Source organism: Glutamicibacter sp. 2E12 (genome assembly GCF_050030965.1).
Lineage (GTDB): Bacteria > Actinomycetota > Actinomycetes > Actinomycetales > Micrococcaceae > Glutamicibacter.
Genome location: NZ_CP188297.1, coordinates 1,845,031 through 1,863,600 on the forward strand (window position 1 = coordinate 1,845,031; position 18,570 = coordinate 1,863,600).

The window sequence follows — 18,570 nt, forward strand, 5'->3', positions numbered from 1 at the left end:
CGAGGTGCCCGGACAGCCTACAACTTGGCCTGGGCCATTTGCTCGACGATGTACTCGGCCTGGCGGATGGCCAGCGCCACGATGGTCAAGGTCGGGTTGGCCGCGGCTCCAGTGGTGAATTGCGAGCCATCGGAGATGAACAGATTCGCAACATCATGGGCCTGGCCGAAAGCGTTGACCACCCCGTCTTCAGGACGCTGGCTCATTCGCGCCGTACCGAGATTATGCGTCGACGGGTACGGGGGAGTGTGGTGCGTGGACCGCGCGCCCACTGCCTCGAAGAGCAGCGAACCCTGCTGGTAGCCGTGCGTTCGCATGGCGAGGTCATTGGAGTGGTCGTCAAAATGGACATTCGGCACCGGCAGGCCCAAGCGGTCGCTCACCGTGTTGTTCAGCGTGATTCGATTGCTTTCCTGCGGCATATCCTCACCGGTAATCCACATGCCCGCAGTGTTCAAGTAGTCGTCCAGCAGCGTAGTGAATTCCGGTCCCCAGCCGCCGGGCTCCACGAAGCTGGCGAGGAACGCCGGCCCCAACGCGATGGTTTCCATGTAATAGCCACCGCAGAATCCGCGATCCGGATCATGGCGGGATTCGTCGGCAATCAGCCCGGCCATCGTCTCGCCCCGGTGCATGTTCACCGGCTGGTCGAACTTGGCATAGACGCTGCCGGTGGTGTGGCGCATGTAGTTGCGGCCCAGCTGGCCCGAGGAGTTCGCCAATCCATCGGGGAACAGCGGCGAAGCTGACAGCATCAGCAAGCGAGGGGTTTCAATGGCGTTGCCGGCCACCGCCACGATGCGTGCTTTTTGGCGCTGCGGGTTCCCTTCGGAATCTATGTAGATGACTCCGTCCACCTTGCCGGCAGCAGTATGGGTAACTTGAACAGCATGCGATTCGGGACGCAAATCCAGCAGGCCGGTGCGCAGCGACTTCGGGATTTCCGAGACCATTGTGGACCATTTGGATTTGTTCTTGTCGCCCTGGAAGTTGAACCCATCCTGGATGGATGCTGGGCGGCCGTCGTAGGGTTCGGCATTGGTTGCGTAGGGCCCGGTGGCATACTGGCGGTAGCCCAGGCGCTGGGCTCCATTGGCAAAAACCTTGTAGTTGTTGTTGGCCGGCAGCGCGGGACGCCCGTGGCGGTGGGTGCTGCCCATCTTCTGCTCGGCACGGTCGTAGTACGGTGCCAAATCGTCCAGGGTGATGGGCCAGTCCAGCAGGTTGGCCCCGTCGACCCGGCCGTAGGTGCTGCGCGCCTTGAACTCATGTGCCTTGAATCGCGGGGTGGCCCCGGACCAGTGGGTGGTGGTGCCTCCGACCGCCTTGACGATCCAGGCCGGCAGATTGGGGAAGTCGCGGGCCACGCGCCATGACCCCGAGGTGGTCCGCGGATCCAGCCAAGCCATCTGGTTGAAGGCGGCCCATTCGTCCTGGTGGTAGTCCTCATTCTTCAGATACGGGCCAGCCTCCAGCATGACCACCTTGACTCCCTTGGAAACCAGCTCATGGGCCAAAGTTCCGCCGCCGGCACCGGAGCCGATGACGACAACTACCGAGTCGTCGTCATGGTCGTGCACTGCCGATTGCTCTTCGGTGCTCATCGGGTTGTCCCTTCCTCGAGGATTCCTGAATCACCCAGGACGTTGTCCACGGGTTTGCTGCTGGTTTCTGGGGCGTAGGCTTTCACGGCGTAGGGAAGCGGGCCCTGGTCTTGTACGGGCTCTCCGCTTTCCTCGATGCGCGGTTCGGGCAACCAATTCAGATCATTGAAACCGCGGTTCACGTAGCCGCCCTTGGAGAAGGATTCGCCTTCGTAGCCCAGGGCCTGATGCACTTCGGGGTCATCGTAGAAATTGAGGACTACGGTGCGGCGGATGAAGGCGAAGAACTCCAGATCCGCGATGCGCTTGAGCACCGCCAGTGCACGGTCATCGGGAAGATCCAGGAAATGCTCTTCGCTGAGCGTATCCAGGGTCATCAAGCCCTGGGCCAAAGCCATGCGGAACCAGCTGGATTCGGCTGAAGCCTCGATGATTTTCTCTGTCATGCGCTCGTAGGGCCCATCCGGGAACTGCGGGTGCGGAAACGAAACTCGAATGATCCGGGTCAAGATCCGCCGAGCCTCATCCGAGAGCTCCAGGGCGTTGAGAGATGAATATTTTGCTGGGAACACCATTGTTGTCACCTCGATTATTAGACGGTTAGGTCAGTTCCTGCGCTGATTCTGCAGAGAAACCGGCAGTGAAGCCTTACTTGGATTATGTAGTGCACGTCACAGTCCTGCCAGCGTCGTTATCGGCTGGTGAGAATGGCCCGGCAACTCGCTCGGCGCCACGTTGCGGGCATTATCGCTCTGCGAGAACGAAGCTATCCCCGGAGCGAGCGCGGGCCCCAAGCTGGGCAGACTCGACGGGCCAAGGGGCCGCTTCAAAGTCCGAGCAGCATCTAACAGGAGGAATCACCATGGCAGGATCCACCGCAGGGGTCGCACTCATCACCGGCGCAGGACGAGGGATTGGAAGGGCCATCGCCGAGCGCCTGGCTGATGATGGGCAGGACATCATCGTTGCCGATGTCCCGGGAGCCCAGGAGAACGTGGATGAGGTCATCGCCGCCGTTCAGCAGCGCGGGCGCCGTGCGGTCGGGGTAGCCGGAGACGTGTCGAACCCCGAAGACGTGGAACGGATGATCAAGGAGGGTACCGAAGCCTTGGGCGACCTGACGGTGTTCGTGGCCAACGCCGGCATTGCGCAGGTTGACGAGATCCTGGACGTGAAACCCGAGGCGTTGGACCGCATGCTCGACGTGAACATCAAAGGCGTCTTCTATTCCTACCAGCTGGCGGCCAAGCGCTTCATTGAGCAGGGCAGCGGCGGGAAAATCATTGGCGCGGCATCCATCGTTGCTTTCCGTCCGTTTCCCATCCTCGCCTCGTATTCGGCCACCAAATGGGCGGTGCGAGGACTGACCCAAGCGGCCGCCATGGAGTTCGCCAAACACAACATCACCGTCAATTCCTATGCGCCGGGCGTGGTGGGAACCGCGATGTGGGATTTGATTGACGAGCGGCTCACGGCGCGTGAAGGAACCCCGAGGGGCAGTGCCCTGCAGGCGCAGGTGGACAACATTCTGGCTGGCCGTGTTTCCGAGCCGGAGGACGTCGCCAAGCTGGTGAGTTATTTGGCAGGGCCGGACTCGGACCACATGACTGGCCAGACTGTCTTGATCGATGGCGGCATCAACTTCTCCTGACGCATGGGCATTGACGAGGTTCGCCATGGAGCACTGTAGCTCCGCGGCGAACCTCTTCGCTGTTGGGTGAGCCGGCAAACGGCCGGCTCAGTGCCCACCGCCCAGGCATTTGCGCATCTTCAAGCAAGCGGTAGTCAGCCCTTCGACGTCCGCATTCTTGAGATCCGTGCCTGACGATGACGAAATTCTGCGGGTCTTCGGCCTAGTTGAACTGCGTGTCCAGGTCGTTGGAAGAAGCTAAGAGCAATACGCCAGTGAGCCACGCCCGTCAGGAACCGCCGAAGACGGTAGCGCCCGGAAATAGAGCTTCTCCTTCTTGGGCGCCATGCGCCGGACCAGCGTATTTCGCGGACTTAAAAGAAGCCAATGGATCTGAACCGAAGATACAGGTTTGTTGAATCTCCGGCATAGCCGATCAGCTCGCCTGCCGGTAATCTTGTGAAATCTCTATGCAAGAGCAGGGGATTGGGCAAACAATTGTACGGTTCAACCAATTTGGCGCGCAACATGCCTGATAATTGATGGAACACAGCAGGCCGGAGGAAGATACTCCGGTCGGAAGGGAATGATGGACGCTTCAGGCGACAGTAGATCTCATAGTTCCAACCCTCTGCCCGGAAGGCATGCCGGCCAGGCTCCGCAGGTCAGGGGGTGCATGTAATTGGAATGGATCTCGCTACTCATAGCGCTTCTCCTCATTCTCGGTTGCGGATTATTCGTTGCCGCTGAATTCGCGCTGATCACGGTAAACCGGAATCAGGTCAAGCAGGCCGCCGCGAACGGCGACCGCCGTGCCTCCGGTGTTCTCAAGGGCATGGAAACATTGTCCACCCAGCTTTCGGGCGCCCAGCTGGGCATCACGCTGACCAACCTCGGCATCGGCTTCCTCGCCGAGCCGGCCATCGCGGCCCTGGTCGTCGGGCCGCTGCAGGACTTCGGCCTCGACGAAACCCTGGCCCGCTCGGTCTCCATTGCCATTGCGCTGATCCTGGCCACCATCTTGACCATGGTCTTCGGCGAATTGGTTCCCAAGAACCTGGCCATTGCCAAGCCTTTCGAAACAGCCAAGGCCGTGGTGGGGTTCCAGCGCGGCTTCAGCGTCGTGACCAAGCCCTTCCTTACATTCTTCAACGGCAACGCCAACTGGATTGTCCGCCGCTTCGGCATCGAGCCGCAAGAAGAGCTGGCCTCGACCCGTTCGGCCGAGGAACTGGTGGCCTTGGTGGGGCACTCGGCCCGCGAGGGACTGCTTCCCTCGGAAACTGCCGAAATGCTGCGCCGGACCGTGGCCTTCGGCAACCGCCGGGCCCATGATGTGATGACCGCCCGATCGCGGATGATCACCGTGACCGCCCAGGAGACGGTGCACGAAGTGCTGGAGCTTGCCGCGCGGACCGGGCATTCCCGCTTCCCGCTGGTGGACGAGGGCGGGCACCGCGTGCTGGGCATGGTGCACATCCGCGCCTTGCTCGCCATCCCCTACGCGCAGCGGCAGCAGTCCGCGGCCGGGGACAGTGCAGAAGATGCCTTCCTGGTCCCGGATACCATCGAGCTCGATGAGCTGATGGACCAGATGCGCAACGGCGGGCTGCAACTGGCGGTACTGATCGACGAGACCGGCGACGTCGCCGGGATGCTCACGCTGGAAGACCTCGTGGAGGAAATCGTCGGCGAAGTGCGCGATGAGCACGACCCGGAGGATTCCACCATCCAGGTGCTCTCCGGGAACTCCTGGCGGCTGGATGCGGCACTGCGGCCGGATGAGGCCAATGAGCTGCTGGGCTGCCAGATCCCCGAGGACTCGGACTACGAGACCTTGGCAGGACTGCTGACCGTGCAGCTGGGCAAGTTCGGCGAGGTGGGCGATGTCGTGCGCCTCGTGGTCCCGGGCGAGCCCGGTGGACCGCATAAGGAACTTGAATTCACCATCCACGCCACCGATGGGCAGCGGATCGCCAGTGTCGATGTGACGGTGTCCGAGCAGGCAGAAGGGGAGGACGCGCGATGAGCGACCTTATGGGAATTCTGTTGACGGTCGCGCTGCTGGCAGCGAACTTCTACTTTGTCGGCGCCGAATTCGCGCTGATCTCCGCACGCCGGAGCATCATCGAGCCCAAGGCCATGGACGGCAGCCGCAGCGCCAAGATGACGCTGTGGGCCATCGAGAACGTTTCGCTGGTCATGGCCGGTGCCCAGCTGGGCATCACCGTCTGCTCGCTGGCGCTGGGCTATGTCACCAAGCCGCTGGTGAAGTACGCGGTGGCCGGGCCCTTCGAAGCCATCGGCGTTCCGGCAGGCATGATCGACGCGCTGTCCTACGCGATTGCGCTGATCGCGGTGACCTACCTGCACGTGGTGCTTGCCGAGATGGTGCCCAAGAACATGGCGTTGGCCGGACCCGAGCGCATGGCGCTGATCCTGGGCCCGAGCATGGTCATCCTGGTCAAGGTGCTGCGCCCGGTGCTGTGGCTGATGAATGCCATGGGCAACCTGGTGCTGCGGATCTTCGGCGTCGTTCCGAAGAACGAAGTGGCCAGCACCTTTACCCGCGACGAGGTCTCTTCCATGGTGGCCGAATCCCGGGAGGGAGGCCTGCTCGATGCGCATGACGAGCAGCTGCTGCTGGGCGCCTTGCACTTCGATGCCCGGAGCATCGAGTCCGTGGCGATCAGCTTCGATAAGGTGCAGACCTTGCCGGTGGATGCCACGATAGAGCAGATCGAGGCGGCGGCCGCGCATGGCTTCTCGCGCTTCCCGCTGGTGGACGCCGGCGGCACCCCGGTGGGCTATGTCCACGTCAAGGACGTGCTGGGCGCCGACGCGCAAGCCCGGACGCGGCCGCTGCAGCCCAGCGGCATCCGCGAGCTGCCGTCCTTCGGGCAGCAGCAAAGCGTGCGCACCGCGCTGCAGGAAATGCAGCTCTCCGGAGCCCATTTGGCCCTGGTGCGTGATGGCGAAACGGGCAAGGTCACCGGCATGGTGACCTTGGAAGACATGCTCGCAGAGCTGGTCGGCCAGATCAGGGACGAGCACCGCAGCGCAAGCTAGCCGCGCAAGCCGGACAATAAAGCACCGGGCAGGGGCTGGAGGCAGGATGGGACATCTCGGGCCTCCAGCTCTGCTCGTCCAAGGCATCACGGCGCCTTGGCATAGGGGGAATCCTGCGCGAGAGCACCAGCGCCGCCCCGAGCGGTGCGAAGCCCGTAGCCAGCAGCTATTCGACGTCGGACTGAACATGGCTGCCAGGAGAACGTGAACTATCCTTCCCACGCGGCCCAGAGCTGGGCATAGCGCCCACCGGCTGCCAGCAATTCCTCATGGCTGCCATCCTCGATAATCTGACCGTGCTCCATCACAATGATCCGGTGGGCCAAACGCGCTTGGGAAAGCCGGTGGGCAATCACCAAGGCGGTGCGCCCGGCAGCCAGCGCGGCGGCGGCCATGTCCAGGGTCCGCGAGTTGCTGGAACCGGACTCGGCCGTGGCCTCATCCATCACAATGATGCGCGGGTTGAGCAGCTCAATGCGGACCAACGCCAGGTGCTGTTGTTCGTGGGCCGTCAATTGATGCCCATCGGAGCCGAGCAGGGTATCAAGGCCTTCGTGCAGTGCATTAATCCAGCCAGCGTGACAGGTTTCCAACGCCTGCTGAATCCGGGCATCGGTGCACGGCGCCGTGGATCCCAGCAGCAAGTTCTCCCGGACAGTTCCCGCAAAGACATGGGTCTCCTGCGAAATTAATGCGATGTTGCGGCGCAGGGTCGCGGTGTCCAGGGCGGCCAGCGCGGTTCCATCCAACGCCGCGGTGCCTGTGCTCGGCTCGATGATGCCGGACAAGATCTTGGCTGCTGTGGATTTCCCGGCGCCGGTCGAACCGACCAAGGCGACGCACTGGCCATCGCGCAGATGCAGGTCGAGATTGCCCAGGACCTGCGGGCCGGTCTCAAAACGGTGGCTGACACCACTTAGAGTCAGTCCCTCGGCAGGGGAAGAAGCTGAGGGAACCGCGGATCTGGCCAGCGGGGTGCGCCGAGCGGCCAGCAACACTCCGGTCACCCGGCGCAACGCGATCCCCGCTTCCTGGAGCATGTCGAACAAGGTGACCACCTCGGAGATCGGGTCGAACAACCGATGGTAGAGCAGAGCCGCGGTGGTGACAGCGCCAACCGTCGCTGCATTGGCCTGGACCAGGAAGAACCCCGAGGTCAGCAGCGCGGCCATGGTGATGAATTCGGCCCGGTTGTTGCGTGCGAAGTACCGGGTCAGCATGCGGAAAACCCGGTCCGCGACGTGGCGTGAATCGTCGCTTGCGTGTTCAAGGGCATCGATTTGCGTTTGCGCCCAGCCTTGCGAATGCAGCATAGCCCGGCCATGGAATGCGTTCAAGAAGGTATTGGTGCGTCGAGCGAGGATCTCGCGTTCTTCGCGGTAGAGCGGTGCGCTGCGTGGCAGGTACCAGCGCAGCGAGAGCAGGTACATCGGGACAGCGATCAGCCCGGTGAGCCCCAGCACCCAGTGCAGGGTGAACAGCCCTGGAACCGACAGCACCAGCAGCGTGCCGGCGGACAACAACGCGGGCAGCAGCCAGGCTACTGCCTGGGAGATCAGGCGCGAGTCATCCGAGACACGCGAGACAAGCTCGCCATCACCGGCGCGCTCCAGGATTCCCGACTCCAGGTGGAGCGCGTGCTCTACCGCGTCCTCGCGCAGCGTGGCCACCGTCGGCTCAGCAATGCGCGCGTACAGCACCCGGGCGTACCAGGTCAGCAGCGCGCCGCCGAGCAAGGAGGCGGCAATGGAGGCCAGGCACCACACCAGGGCGGAGCCCGGTGCGCCGGTGCCCAGCGCATCCACCAGGATGCCAATGGCAAACGGCGGGACCATGGCCGTTGCGGAGGCAGCCAGGGTGATCACGGATGCCCAGGTGATCAGCAGGCGGTGCGGGCGAAGCGTTCGCCGCAATGCCCGCCAGGCCGCAGCGGCGCTGGCGGTCGGCAGGGCGGGAGCGGAGGGTTCTGCCCGGTCGTGAACAGCGCTCATCGGCCGACCACCTTTTCATAGGTCGTATTTTCTGCAAGTGCGCGGTGGGTGGAACGCGTGATGCTTCCATCGGCCGCGAGGAAAAGCACCTCATCTGCGGCATGCAGCAGGGTGGGGGATGTGCTCAGCACCAGCAAGGTGCCTGCCCCGGCTCCGTTGCTGGCGGCATGCGCGCGCAGCTGGACCAGGCCCTGGGCGATGTTCGCCTCGGTGACCGAATCCACTGCGCTGGTTGGATCGTGCAGCACGCGCGCCAACGGTCCGCCGGATAATGCGCGGGCCAGTGCGATGCGTTGACGCTGGCCGCCGGAAAGGTTATGTCCACGGCCCTGGACCTGGTGTTCGAGCCCATCGGGCAGCGTGCCCAGCAGCTCGTCGACGCCGCTGGCGCGCAGCAGCAGCTGCAGGGTCTGCGGGTCGGGCAGTGCTGCGTCGCCCACAATGTTTTCCTTCACGCTGCCCTCGATGAGGTGCGCCTGATGCGGGGCCATGCGCAGCAGCTGCGGCAGGTAGGCGGGATCGATCTGCGCGGCGTCGACTCCATCAACCAGTAGCCGCGCGGCAGCCGCCGCCGCTGTACCTTCGCGGACTGCCGCGGTGCCAGGATTTTCCGAGCCTTCGCTGAGCAGCTTGGCCAGCCGGTGGCGCATGCTGTCGTTGGCGCAGACCAGCACGGTGAACCTGCCGGGCACGAAAACCAGCGGGCGTTCGCCAAGCCCGGGCACATCCAAGGCAAGTGCTGCATCCGGCTCAGCTGCCGGACGCCGGGTTCCGGGTTGCCGCCCGCCGTCGGCCAGCAATGCGGCAACGCGATCCGCCGCGGCGATGGACCGGGTGCCGGCTTCCACCGTTGAGACCAGGGTGCCCAGCGGCGTGGACAAGAACTGGGCCACGCCCAGCACACCCAGCAAGGTGCCGATGCCCATGGCTCCTTCAGCAACCTGCCAGGCGCCCAGGCTGGCGGCGGACAGCAGCACCAGCCCCGAGATCAATACCTGGGCGCCCTCGATCCGTCCGGTGGCCGAAGCGGAGGCCACCCCCGCGGTGGCGGCGCTGCGGCTGGCGGCACGGTAGCGCTCGGATGCCTGGTCCTGGCCGCCGATGCCACGCAGTACCTGGACTCCTGCCATGAGATCGGCGGCCGCCGCGCCGGATGCGGCGATATCGGACTGCAACCGGTCGCTGGCCCGGCTCAATCTGGGGGTCAGCCAGCGCAGGGCGGCCATGCCCAGTGGCGTGATGGCCAGCACCGCCAGGCCAACCCAGAGGTTGGCCCAGAGCAGGTATCCGGCGCAGACCAGCAGGCCCGCCAAGGCGCTGAAGCCCAGGGAAGCCTGGCGGATGATCGTCGCGGTGACGGTGGTGTCCACCGAGGTGATGGCAGCAATTTCCCCGGGCATCCGTGCGGTGGCAGGCCGATAGCCGGGGTCCATGACATGCTCGGCGATCCGGGTTCGCATCAGGTGCACCTGGCGGTTCATTCCGGAGTTGCCCAGCCGTGCACCCAAGCGGTAGCCGGAGGACAGCATGAGGAAGCACAGGCCGAGTGCGGCGAGCCACACCACCAGCAGCGGCAAGCTCTGCCCGGCGATGGCGTGGTCGATGGTGACACCGACCAGCGCGGGGACAAGCGCTTCGCCCGCTGTCCAGCAGGAAAGGAGGGCGATGGCGCCGATGATGCGGCCGCGTTCGGCTCGCAGCATGCCGCGCAGCAGAGTGCGCCCGGTGAGCATAGATGAGGACATGCTACCCATAATATGCTATTAATTATTTTCGTAACTCACATAGGTTAGCCTATGCTAAGTGCCGATTTGTGGTGCGCTCCGTGGGACCTCGCAGTCCACGCACCCGGCGGCCGACCGTTTAAGGATCACCCGCATGACCCGCAAGATCACTCGCACTTTGTTGGCCCCAGCCGCGCTGCTTGCCGCCACGGCCTTGGCCCTGACCGGCTGCGGCCAGTCCTCCGAGGCCTCCCAGGCGCCATCGTCCCCGGCGGCCGAAGGAACCCCGCTGAAGACCGTGGACCCGCAAGGCCACGAAGTTTCGCTGGAGCAGCAACCCGCCGCAGCCCTGGGTTTCTACACCACCGACGTGGATATCCTGACCATCCTGGAGGTGCCGCTGGCCGCTGAACAGCCGATTCGCGGCGACTCCGGCTTCACTACCTTCCCGGACTACTTCGACCAGGAAGCCTTGGAGGGGGTCACCCCGTTCGCCAACTACCCGGAATTCAACTACGAGCGCGTCCTCGGCGCCGCCCCGGACTTCATCCTCAACGGCCTAGGGTATGACGCCGAGGTGCATGAGAAGCTCGCGGCCATCGCCCCGACCTACACGACCAACGCCTTTGACGGCGAAACGTGGCAGTCGCACTTCGAGCGGACCGCCAAGGACCTCGACCGGCAGGCCCAGTACGACCGGTGGCTGCAGGACTACCAGCAGGCGGGTGCCGAAGCCAAAGCCGCTATCGACGAAGCCGGAAACGGCGACCTGACCGTCGCCACCCTGGGGTACTGGGATGGCAAGGTCAACGTCGACTGCTACGCCTACCTCGAATGCGGAGTCTTTGACACCATTGGCCTGGAGACCATCGAGTTGAGCCGCGAAAAAGGCCTGTCGCTGAGCTTGGAGGAACTGGACCGGCTCAAGGACGTGGACGCGGTGTGGATGTCCACCGGCGTTGGCGAGGATGCGAAGGCCGAGCTGGACAAGTCCATCGCCTCCATGGCCAAGTCGCCCTACTGGAAGGATCTGCCCTTTGTGAAGAATGAGCGGATCTACACCTACAACATGGAAATGGCCTACGGTTCGCCGTCGGGCGCCACAGCGTTCCTGCAGCAGGTCCGCAGCGACCTCGCCGGATAATCCAGCCATGGCCGCATCCGTCCGGCCCCGTCAAGTTTCCCGGCCGGACGGATACGGCCATTGCCTGCGCCTGAGCGCAGCTCAACCACCCCTCCTGCGTTCGCACTTCAAGCAGCCGACGCCCCCAGATTCAGGATCCTTTCATGGAAATTTTTGAAGCAACCGTGCAATCCACCCGCCTGCTCTCGCCTACGCTGAAGCGGCTGCGCTTCGCGGTGCAGGGCTTCACCAGCACGGGGGTCGGCGACGAATATGTTCGCCTGTTTTTCCCGCATACCGAGGACCGCAGCCTGCTGTGCCTTCCGGTAGCCGATGGGGATACCTGGCGCACGCCTCCGGGGCAGCCGGACGCGCCAATGCGCACCTACACCATCCGCGACTGCGGCGAGGGGTGGATCGATATCGATTTCGTGGTCCATGACGGAGGCATTGCCGCCGCGTGGGCACTGGCCGCCGAACCAGGAGACCGGATCGGCTTGAACTCACCGACCGGGCTGTACGATTGCCCGCCGGAAGCAACCTCGCAGGTGCTGATCTGCGACCTGACCGGGCTGCCGGCCGCGGTACGGCTGGTGGAACTGACCGGTGAACAGGTGTGCACCGAGCTGGTGGTGGAGATCCCGGATGAGGCCTCGCGCCTGGACCTGTCGGGTTTGCCGAACCTGGGCGTGCAGTGGATTGTGGCCGGAAACGGCGTGGCCCCCAGCGTGTTGCCCAAGGTGGCACGCAAGGCGGTTGAGGCGGCGGCCGGATCGGAAACCCGCCCGTACGTCTGGGTGGCCGGGCAATCCGCTGCGCTGCGTGAGATCCGCAAGATGCTGCACCGGGAACTGCGGTGGCCAAGCACCCAATACAAGGTGATTGGCTACTGGGTCGAGCAAGCCGAGAAGTGGCGTGCCCAGTGGGATGCCTTGGATGCCGGTATAAAGGAGGCCCTTGATGCCCTCTGGGACAGCTTCGAAGACCACGACGAGGCATTGATCGCATACGAGTCCGAACTTGCACGCCTGGGGCTCTGAGCACGGTGGCAACCACACGGGACCCCGGGCTGTTGCTGGCCCCACCCGGCGCAGCACCACCGGGCAGCGCGGCCGGTACCGATGCGGACCAACGGCACCGGGTGCTGGTGGGTTCACCGGGAGCCAAGCTGGTATGGCTTGCCGGCCTGATTGCCCTGTTGGCGTTCACGGTGCTGTGCTCGCTGGCCTTCGGCAGCCGCCAGATCGACCTGTCCGTGGCCTGGCAGACCATCACCAATCCCTCCTTCAATACCGATGAGGCGCAGGTCATCCGGCAGTTGCGGGTTCCACGTACGGTCCTGGGCGTTCTGGCCGGGGTCGCGTTGGGCGTAGCCGGGGCCCTGATCCAGGCGCTGACCCGCAACCCGCTGGCGGATCCAGGCATCCTGGGCGTCAACGCCGGAGCCCAATTCTCCTTGGTGATGGCAAGTTTTGCTTTCGGTTCGCTGAGTGTGCTCGGTGCCATCTGGTGGGCCTTGGGCGGTGCGCTCGCCGCAACCTTGGCGGTATACGGATTAACCCTCTCCAAGGGAGGACGCGCCGCCGACCCGTCGACCTTGGTGCTGGCTGGTGTGGCCTTCGGCGCGGTGCTGTCGGGGATCACCACCGCGCTGGTGCTGCTGCGTCCGCAGATTTTCGACATGATGCGGGTATACACCGCAGGAAATCTCAACGGCCACGAGCTTCCAGCAGTGCTGCTGATTGTCCCCTTCGTGGCAGTGGGCCTTGCCATCGCGCTGTGCTGCGCCGGGTCGCTGAATGCGATTGCCCTGGGGGATGCTCCGGCCAAGGCGCTGGGCGTGCGCATCGCCCCGGTGCGGATCGCGGTCATCGCCGCGGTGACATTGCTCTGCGGCGCGGCAACCGCGCTGGCAGGCCCGATTGGTTTCGTCGGACTCATGATTCCGCACGTGGTGCGCTGGCTGTTTGGCGTGCAACAGGGCTGGATCCTGATTTTCACCATCGTCCTGGCCCCTGTGCTGCTGCTTGGTTCCGACATCCTGGGCCGGGTGATCCTGCCCAATGCGGAGGTCTCGGCGGGAATCATCACCGCCTTTGCCGGTGCACCTGTGCTCTTGGCCTTGGCCCGGCGCAAGAACGCGAGTACCCTATGAGCCTCAAGCCCCTGATCCCAGCACCGGCTGAGGCAGCCGGTGCGCGTGTGCAAGGGTGCCAGGTGCCAACCGGACGACGGGAAGTGCGGATCGGTCGTGGCCGTTGGAGTTGGCGGCTTGATCGCACCTCGCTGCTGGTAGGTACGGCCCTGGCCCTGTGCGGGCTGCTGGTTGGGCTCATATCCCTGGCCCTCGGGGATGTGCGTGTGCCGATGGACCAGGTGATTCCCGCGCTGCTGGGAAACTCCGAGCACCGTTATGAAGTGGTGGTCCGCGACTGGCGGCTGACCCGGGTGGTCCTGGCACTGGCATTCGGATTCGCCCTCGGAATCTCTGGTGCACTCTTCCAATCGTTGACCCGGAACCCCCTGGGCAGCCCGGACGTGATTGGCTTCAGTTCGGGGGCTTACACCGCGGCGCTGGCGCTGATGCTTTTCACCACCGCGAGTGCCGCACAGATTGCCGTGGGTTCCATTGCCGGAGGCCTGGCGGCCGCGGCATTGGTTTTCATGATCGCCAGCCGCAACGGGACCACAGGGTTCCGGCTCATTGTGGTCGGTATTGGCGTTGGCGCCATGCTGGCCTCGGCCAACACGTTCATGCTGTTGGCAGCTCAACGCCAGGTAGCCATGTCTGCAGCGGTATGGGGTGCTGGTTCGCTGAACTCGGTCGGCAATGCCGTAGTGGGTCCTTCGCTGCTGGGCATTGGCATTTTCACGCTTGCCGCGGTTCTGCTGCAACGCCATGCCCGGATCCTGGAATGCGGGGATCCGCTGGCCATTTCGCTGGGCGTGAATGCCAAGCTGGTGCGCGCGTCGATGGTGGTTGTAGGAGTTGGCCTCGTGGCGGTGGCCACCGCGGCGGCTGGGCCGATCGCCTTCGTGGCCCTGGTGGCCCCGCAGATCTCGGCCCGGCTCAGCGGCCGTGCCGAGCTGGACCTCGTTCCGGCTGGATGCTTCGGAGCGTTGCTGCTGGTGTCGGCGGACACCGTGGCACGCATAGCTTTCATGCCGATCCAGCTGCCGGTCGGCATTGTGACCGTCTGCCTTGGCGGAGTGTATTTGATTTGGCTATTGATAAGGGAGAGTCGCGCATGAGCGCATTGGGAACCGAACCCGCTCAGCAGGCAGCCGACGCGGTAAGAGCGGGCATGGTGGCGCGGAAGCCAGCGCCTCGGCTTGAGGTGCAGGGGGTGCAGCTGGGATATGGCCGTGAGCCAGTCATCGATTGCCTCGATGCGTCCTTCGAAGCGGGCAAATTCACCGCGATCATCGGGCCCAACGGCTGCGGCAAGTCCACGCTGCTCAGCGCGCTGGCCAGGTTGCTGAAGCCCATGGCCGGCCGGGTGCTGCTGGATGGCAACCCCATCGCATCCTACAAGCCCAAGGCCTATGCACGGGAAGTGTCGCTGTTGAGCCAGCAAGCCATCGCTCCCTCGGGGATCACCGTTGCCCAGCTGGTAGCCCGCGGCCGCTTCCCGCATCAGAAGCTGCTGGCCCAGCATAGCGAGCAGGATGAAGCGGCGGTCCACGCTGCACTGGCCGCGACCGGAACCCTTCCCTTGGCCACCCGCCGGCTGGCCGAGCTTTCCGGCGGCCAGCGCCAGAGGGTCTGGGCGGCCACCACCTTGGCCCAGCAGGCACCCATTCTGCTGCTGGATGAGCCGACAACCTATCTGGATGTCGCCCATCAGGTGGAGCTGCTGGACCTGTTCGCCCGGCAACGCGATGCGGGAAAAACCGTGGTCGCGGTGCTGCACGACATCAATCAGGCAGTGCGATACGCCGACACCGTGGTGATGATGCGTGGCGGAAAGATACTGGCTTCCGGCGCACCAGAAGATGTCATTACGGCGCAGAGCCTTGGCGAGGCATTTGGCGTGCACTGCGAGATTCACCCCGATCCGGTGACATCCGGTCCGATGATGGTCGCCGTCCCCGGCAGGCTGCGTCACGAGTCCGCGCCGAAATCAGTCGATTGATAGCTCGGATCCGGGGTGGCCCACGGCGCAAGATGCTGCCATGGGCAAGAACCCGGTCGCTTGGTTGAGCCTTGGTGGGGGAGTTTAGAGACCATCCCATGAACCGGGCTGGATACGAGCTTCCTGACTGCTTGGGAACCGGTCCGGATAGCCGGGGCTCTTGGTGCGCAAGTTTGGCTAACGGGGTAGTTCCCGCAGCCTTTTGTGCAGTGGTCAAGCGCCGCGGGCTGGCATCAGCTACCGGGATCGCCGAGCGGACTCGAAGGGCGAGTTCTTGCGCGAAAGCAGCAAGGTCAGCATTGCCCCGAGCAGCGCGAAGCCTGTGGTCAGCAACCAGGTGGCATTCCAGCCGCCGGTGATTGTGGCCATGGATGCCAGCAGCATCGGGCCGGTGAAGTTGCCGATGTTGAAGATCTGCTGGGTCAAGCCCATCGAGGCAGGGGCCGAACCGCCGGGCGGAGCCAGATCGACCACCACGCGGGTCATGGTGGTCGGGATGGCCGCTCCGGCCAGCGAGAAGAAGCCAACGCAGATCATCTGGATCCACAGCAACCCAGGCGGGTAGTCGAAGGCGAAGGTGCAGAACGATGCCAGGGACATCAGCGCGAAGCCGGCTAGCAGCAGCGTGCGCCCATTGGCGCCACGCTGGAGCAGCCCTCCGCAGATGATCGCGCCCACCGCGTTCAGCCCGCCCACCACGGCGGAAGCCAAACCACCGGCCACCGGATCCAGGCCGAATTCCTCGTAGATGGTGGGCAGGAACCCCACTACTGCCATCCATTGCACCGTGTAGCAGCCGAAAATCAGGCCGCTGATCCACACGCGCGATGCCCGGGCGGTGATGGCGATGCGCCGGGCGGCCTCACGCAGGGCCGCCGATCCGGCGGGTTCATCCGCACCCACGAACTTGAGGATCAGCGGAATCGGCAGCAGGGTGATGAACGCGAGGATGCCCCACCACAGGTGCCATGACAGGTGCTGGAGCACCAGCGCCGTGGAGAAGACCCCGATGAAGGTGGCCATGCCCATGTAGGCGGCCCACCACCCCACGGCCATGTTCAGGTTCCGGATGGGGGCATGGAGGCGCACCAGCCCCGGCCCCATGACGGTAGCCATGATCACGCCCGCCCCTTCCAGGACGCGGGTGGCCAGCAGCAGCGGAGCGCTGGGGGACAAGGCGCCCAGCGCGCTGCCCAGCACCAGCAGCAGCAAGCCGAGGATCAGTGTGCGGCGCTGGGAGATGACTTCCGAAAGCAGGGAAACGGCCAGGCCGCCGGCCATGCCGGCTACCTGGACCACGCCCAGCAGCACGCCGGAGAAAATCAGCGAGAAGCCCAATTCGTCCTGGATCACGGTCAGCGCGGGGGCGAGCTTCCAGATGTGCAGGCCGGCCACCACGCCGGAGGCCACGATGATGATCCAGGCCGCGTTGGTCCGTTGCTGGACTTGTTCCATTTTGGCTTGCACTGCCGCCGATGCCTCCTCGCATAGGACGCGCCAACTGGTGCTCGGCGCTATTGTCCACTTCGGATTGTGGCACGGGCCGGGCAGCGATCCGGCATTCGTGTCATTGAACGGGAATCCCTGCCGGCGGAACTCCGGGCTGGATCCACTAGCCCAGGGCGAATTCTCCTTCGGCAGGTTGCAGGTGCGAGCTGAGAGTTCGCCGATATTTCCCGGGCGTTGCATTGCAGCACGAGTCCTCGGAGTAGTTTGGAGGCCAACCCGGCCGATCAAGCTCAGGAGGAATGGTGTTCCGGCACAGTTCGTCCCGCACCCGGCAAGTGAAGGCAGCAGCGGCTCTTGGATGCGTCTTCATGGCGACAGCCTGCTTCCCAGCGGTGCCGGTGGACCCCGAAGGAACCCTGGACACGGTTCGTTCCGGGACGCTTCGGGCCGGAGTATCTCCTGCTTCGGATTTCGTGGAAATCCGGGATGGAGTACCCCAGGGCGCCGAACCAGCGCTCATAGAAGACTTTGCCCAGCATGCAGGTGCCGAAATCCAATGGACCATTGGTGGCGAAGAACAGCTAGTGAAGCAGCTGGAAGCAGGCCAGCTGGATTTGGTGGCGGGAGGCATCACCTCCAAGACGCCGTGGTCGGAAAAGGCTGGAGTCACTCGTCCCTACACGACCGCCATTGACGCCAAGGGCAAGGAAAGGAAAATAGTCCTGCTCGTGCCTCCAGGCGAAAATGCTTTCCTGTCCGAGCTGGAGTACTTCCTGGACCAGACGCAGGAGATGCCATGAAAAACGCTGCCGGAACGCACTTGCCTCCCGAGCAACGCGAACTCATGGCGCGCGCTGCGAAGCTCGAGTGGATCAGCATCGGATACACGGCGCTCACCATTACCCTTGTGGCACTAGTGGTGGGAAATTCGCAGGCCATGCGCACAGCGTGGATCGAAGACATGCTCTCAGTCCTGCCGCAGCTGGCCTTTTTGGCATCACTGCAGTTCACCCGGAGGGCTCGTCGGCGCTCGCACCCCTACGGCTACCACCGGTCCATGGGAGCCGGGCATCTGGTCGCAGGAGTGGCGTTGCTGGTCGTCGGAGCGATGCTCGCGTACGAATCGGTATCGGCTCTGGTTAAACTGGAGCACCCGACCATCGGAACCATGAACCTGTTTGGCCATACGGTATGGCAAGGATGGATCATGATGGCGGTCATGGCGCTGATCGCGGCACCGGCCGTGGTGCTGGGACGGTTGAAAATCAAGATTGCCCAACCGCTGCACAATAAGCTGCTCTACGCCGACTCCAAGATGGCCAAGGCCGACTGGCAGACCAATGCTGCTTCGATCGTCGGTGTCGCCGGAATCGGCGTTGGATTGTGGTGGCTTGATTCCACCGCGGCGCTGGTGATCGCTGCCGGCATTCTCAAGGACGGCTGGGACAGCACGAAGTCCGCAACCTCGGATTTGCTGGATCGCCGTTCCAAAGGTGTCGACGGCACGGATCCGCACCCGCTGATCCCGGCCATGGAGGAACAGCTCCATGCCCTGGATTGGGTTCGCACTGCGGGATTGAGGGTCCGCGAACTCGGCCAGGTCCAGCACACGGAAGCGTTCATCGTTCCGGAATCCGATACCGTGACGCTGGCCCAATCCGAGGAAGCGCGAAAAGTGCTAGAGGGAACCGACTGGAAAGCGTATGACGTGGTGGTGACGATAGTTCCCGAGCTGCCTGAGTTCCTCAAGCAGGACTGAAAACCGAGGCCCGGGCCCTTCGCTTGAAGCGCAGTGGAAGCACGGCGATCCGGCGAGGAGAACCGGCGAGGCAGGGTGCTGGCGC

General features: G+C 64.1%; 15 protein-coding genes. 10 read left to right on the plus strand and 5 right to left on the minus strand.

Annotated elements, in window-relative coordinates:
• Nucleotides 1-17 precede the first annotated feature (17 nt).
• Together ACP3TE_RS08680 and ACP3TE_RS08685 are read right to left on the minus strand one after the other, a co-directional pair.
• Nucleotides 18-1,604, minus strand: a complete 1,587-nt coding sequence (locus ACP3TE_RS08680) for a GMC family oxidoreductase (protein WP_105658948.1) — start codon at nucleotides 1,602-1,604, stop codon at nucleotides 18-20.
• A complete protein-coding gene (locus tag ACP3TE_RS08685) occupies nucleotides 1,601-2,179 on the minus strand; it encodes a hypothetical protein (RefSeq protein WP_105658949.1) in 579 nt (192 codons plus the stop codon). Before ACP3TE_RS08685 ends, ACP3TE_RS08680 begins: the two co-directional genes overlap by 4 nt.
• Before the next feature lie 287 nt (nucleotides 2,180-2,466).
• Here ACP3TE_RS08685 and ACP3TE_RS08690 point away from each other — a divergent pair, with 287 nt between their 5' ends.
• The 3 genes from ACP3TE_RS08690 (at nucleotide 2,467) to ACP3TE_RS08700 (ending at nucleotide 6,303) form a co-directional block, all read left to right on the plus strand.
• A complete protein-coding gene (locus ACP3TE_RS08690) occupies nucleotides 2,467-3,255 on the plus strand; it encodes an SDR family NAD(P)-dependent oxidoreductase (protein WP_105658950.1) in 789 nt (262 codons plus the stop codon).
• 661 nt (nucleotides 3,256-3,916) lie between these two features.
• A complete protein-coding gene (locus ACP3TE_RS08695; protein ID WP_133833963.1) occupies nucleotides 3,917-5,263 on the plus strand; it encodes a hemolysin family protein in 1,347 nt (448 codons plus the stop codon).
• Entirely contained in the window at nucleotides 5,260-6,303 is a 1,044-nt protein-coding gene (locus ACP3TE_RS08700) for a hemolysin family protein (RefSeq protein WP_426736069.1), read from the plus strand. The genes ACP3TE_RS08695 and ACP3TE_RS08700 overlap by 4 nt, the downstream gene beginning before the upstream one ends.
• Before the next feature lie 209 nt (nucleotides 6,304-6,512).
• Here the strand turns inward: ACP3TE_RS08700 and ACP3TE_RS08705 are convergent, their stop codons facing one another.
• Together ACP3TE_RS08705 and ACP3TE_RS08710 are read right to left on the minus strand one after the other, a co-directional pair.
• Nucleotides 6,513-8,294: an ABC transporter ATP-binding protein gene (locus ACP3TE_RS08705; RefSeq protein ID WP_426736071.1), complete on the minus strand. Its 1,782-nt coding sequence runs from the start codon at nucleotides 8,292-8,294 to the stop codon at nucleotides 6,513-6,515.
• Nucleotides 8,291-10,039 carry an ABC transporter transmembrane domain-containing protein gene (locus tag ACP3TE_RS08710; RefSeq protein WP_426736073.1) on the minus strand — a complete coding sequence of 583 codons (1,749 nt, stop codon included), beginning with the start codon at nucleotides 10,037-10,039 and terminating at the stop codon, nucleotides 8,291-8,293. Before ACP3TE_RS08710 ends, ACP3TE_RS08705 begins: the two co-directional genes overlap by 4 nt.
• A 133-nt stretch (nucleotides 10,040-10,172) precedes the next feature.
• Here ACP3TE_RS08710 and ACP3TE_RS08715 point away from each other — a divergent pair, with 133 nt between their 5' ends.
• The 5 genes from ACP3TE_RS08715 to ACP3TE_RS08735 all read left to right on the plus strand — a co-directional run bounded on the left by ACP3TE_RS08715 (nucleotide 10,173) and on the right by ACP3TE_RS08735 (nucleotide 15,277).
• Complete coding sequence (locus tag ACP3TE_RS08715; RefSeq protein ID WP_426736075.1) at nucleotides 10,173-11,162, plus strand: ABC transporter substrate-binding protein; 990 nt, start codon at nucleotides 10,173-10,175, stop codon at nucleotides 11,160-11,162.
• A gap of 143 nt (nucleotides 11,163-11,305) precedes the next feature.
• A complete protein-coding gene (locus ACP3TE_RS08720; protein WP_426736077.1) occupies nucleotides 11,306-12,181 on the plus strand; it encodes a siderophore-interacting protein in 876 nt (291 codons plus the stop codon).
• A gap of 5 nt (nucleotides 12,182-12,186) precedes the next feature.
• On the plus strand, nucleotides 12,187-13,296 hold the full coding sequence (locus tag ACP3TE_RS08725; protein WP_105662362.1) for a FecCD family ABC transporter permease: 1,110 nt from the start codon (nucleotides 12,187-12,189) through the stop codon (nucleotides 13,294-13,296).
• On the plus strand, nucleotides 13,293-14,393 hold the full coding sequence (locus ACP3TE_RS08730) for a FecCD family ABC transporter permease (protein ID WP_426736079.1): 1,101 nt from the start codon (nucleotides 13,293-13,295) through the stop codon (nucleotides 14,391-14,393). Before ACP3TE_RS08725 ends, ACP3TE_RS08730 begins: the two co-directional genes overlap by 4 nt.
• A complete protein-coding gene (locus tag ACP3TE_RS08735) occupies nucleotides 14,390-15,277 on the plus strand; it encodes an ABC transporter ATP-binding protein (RefSeq protein WP_286134397.1) in 888 nt (295 codons plus the stop codon). The genes ACP3TE_RS08730 and ACP3TE_RS08735 overlap by 4 nt, the downstream gene beginning before the upstream one ends.
• A gap of 237 nt (nucleotides 15,278-15,514) precedes the next feature.
• Here the strand turns inward: ACP3TE_RS08735 and ACP3TE_RS08740 are convergent, their stop codons facing one another.
• On the minus strand, nucleotides 15,515-16,744 hold the full coding sequence (locus tag ACP3TE_RS08740) for a CynX/NimT family MFS transporter (RefSeq protein WP_388025859.1): 1,230 nt from the start codon (nucleotides 16,742-16,744) through the stop codon (nucleotides 15,515-15,517).
• Nucleotides 16,745-17,094: 350 nt separating this feature from the next.
• On the opposite strand from ACP3TE_RS08740, the gene ACP3TE_RS08745 reads away from it, so the two are divergent.
• Nucleotides 17,095-17,526, plus strand: coding sequence for a transporter substrate-binding domain-containing protein (locus tag ACP3TE_RS08745; RefSeq protein ID WP_332727624.1), 432 nt, complete (start codon nucleotides 17,095-17,097; stop codon nucleotides 17,524-17,526).
• Nucleotides 17,523-18,485, plus strand: a complete 963-nt coding sequence (locus ACP3TE_RS08750; protein ID WP_332489439.1) for a cation diffusion facilitator family transporter — start codon at nucleotides 17,523-17,525, stop codon at nucleotides 18,483-18,485. The genes ACP3TE_RS08745 and ACP3TE_RS08750 overlap by 4 nt, the downstream gene beginning before the upstream one ends.
• The last annotated feature ends 85 nt before the right edge of the window (nucleotides 18,486-18,570 follow it).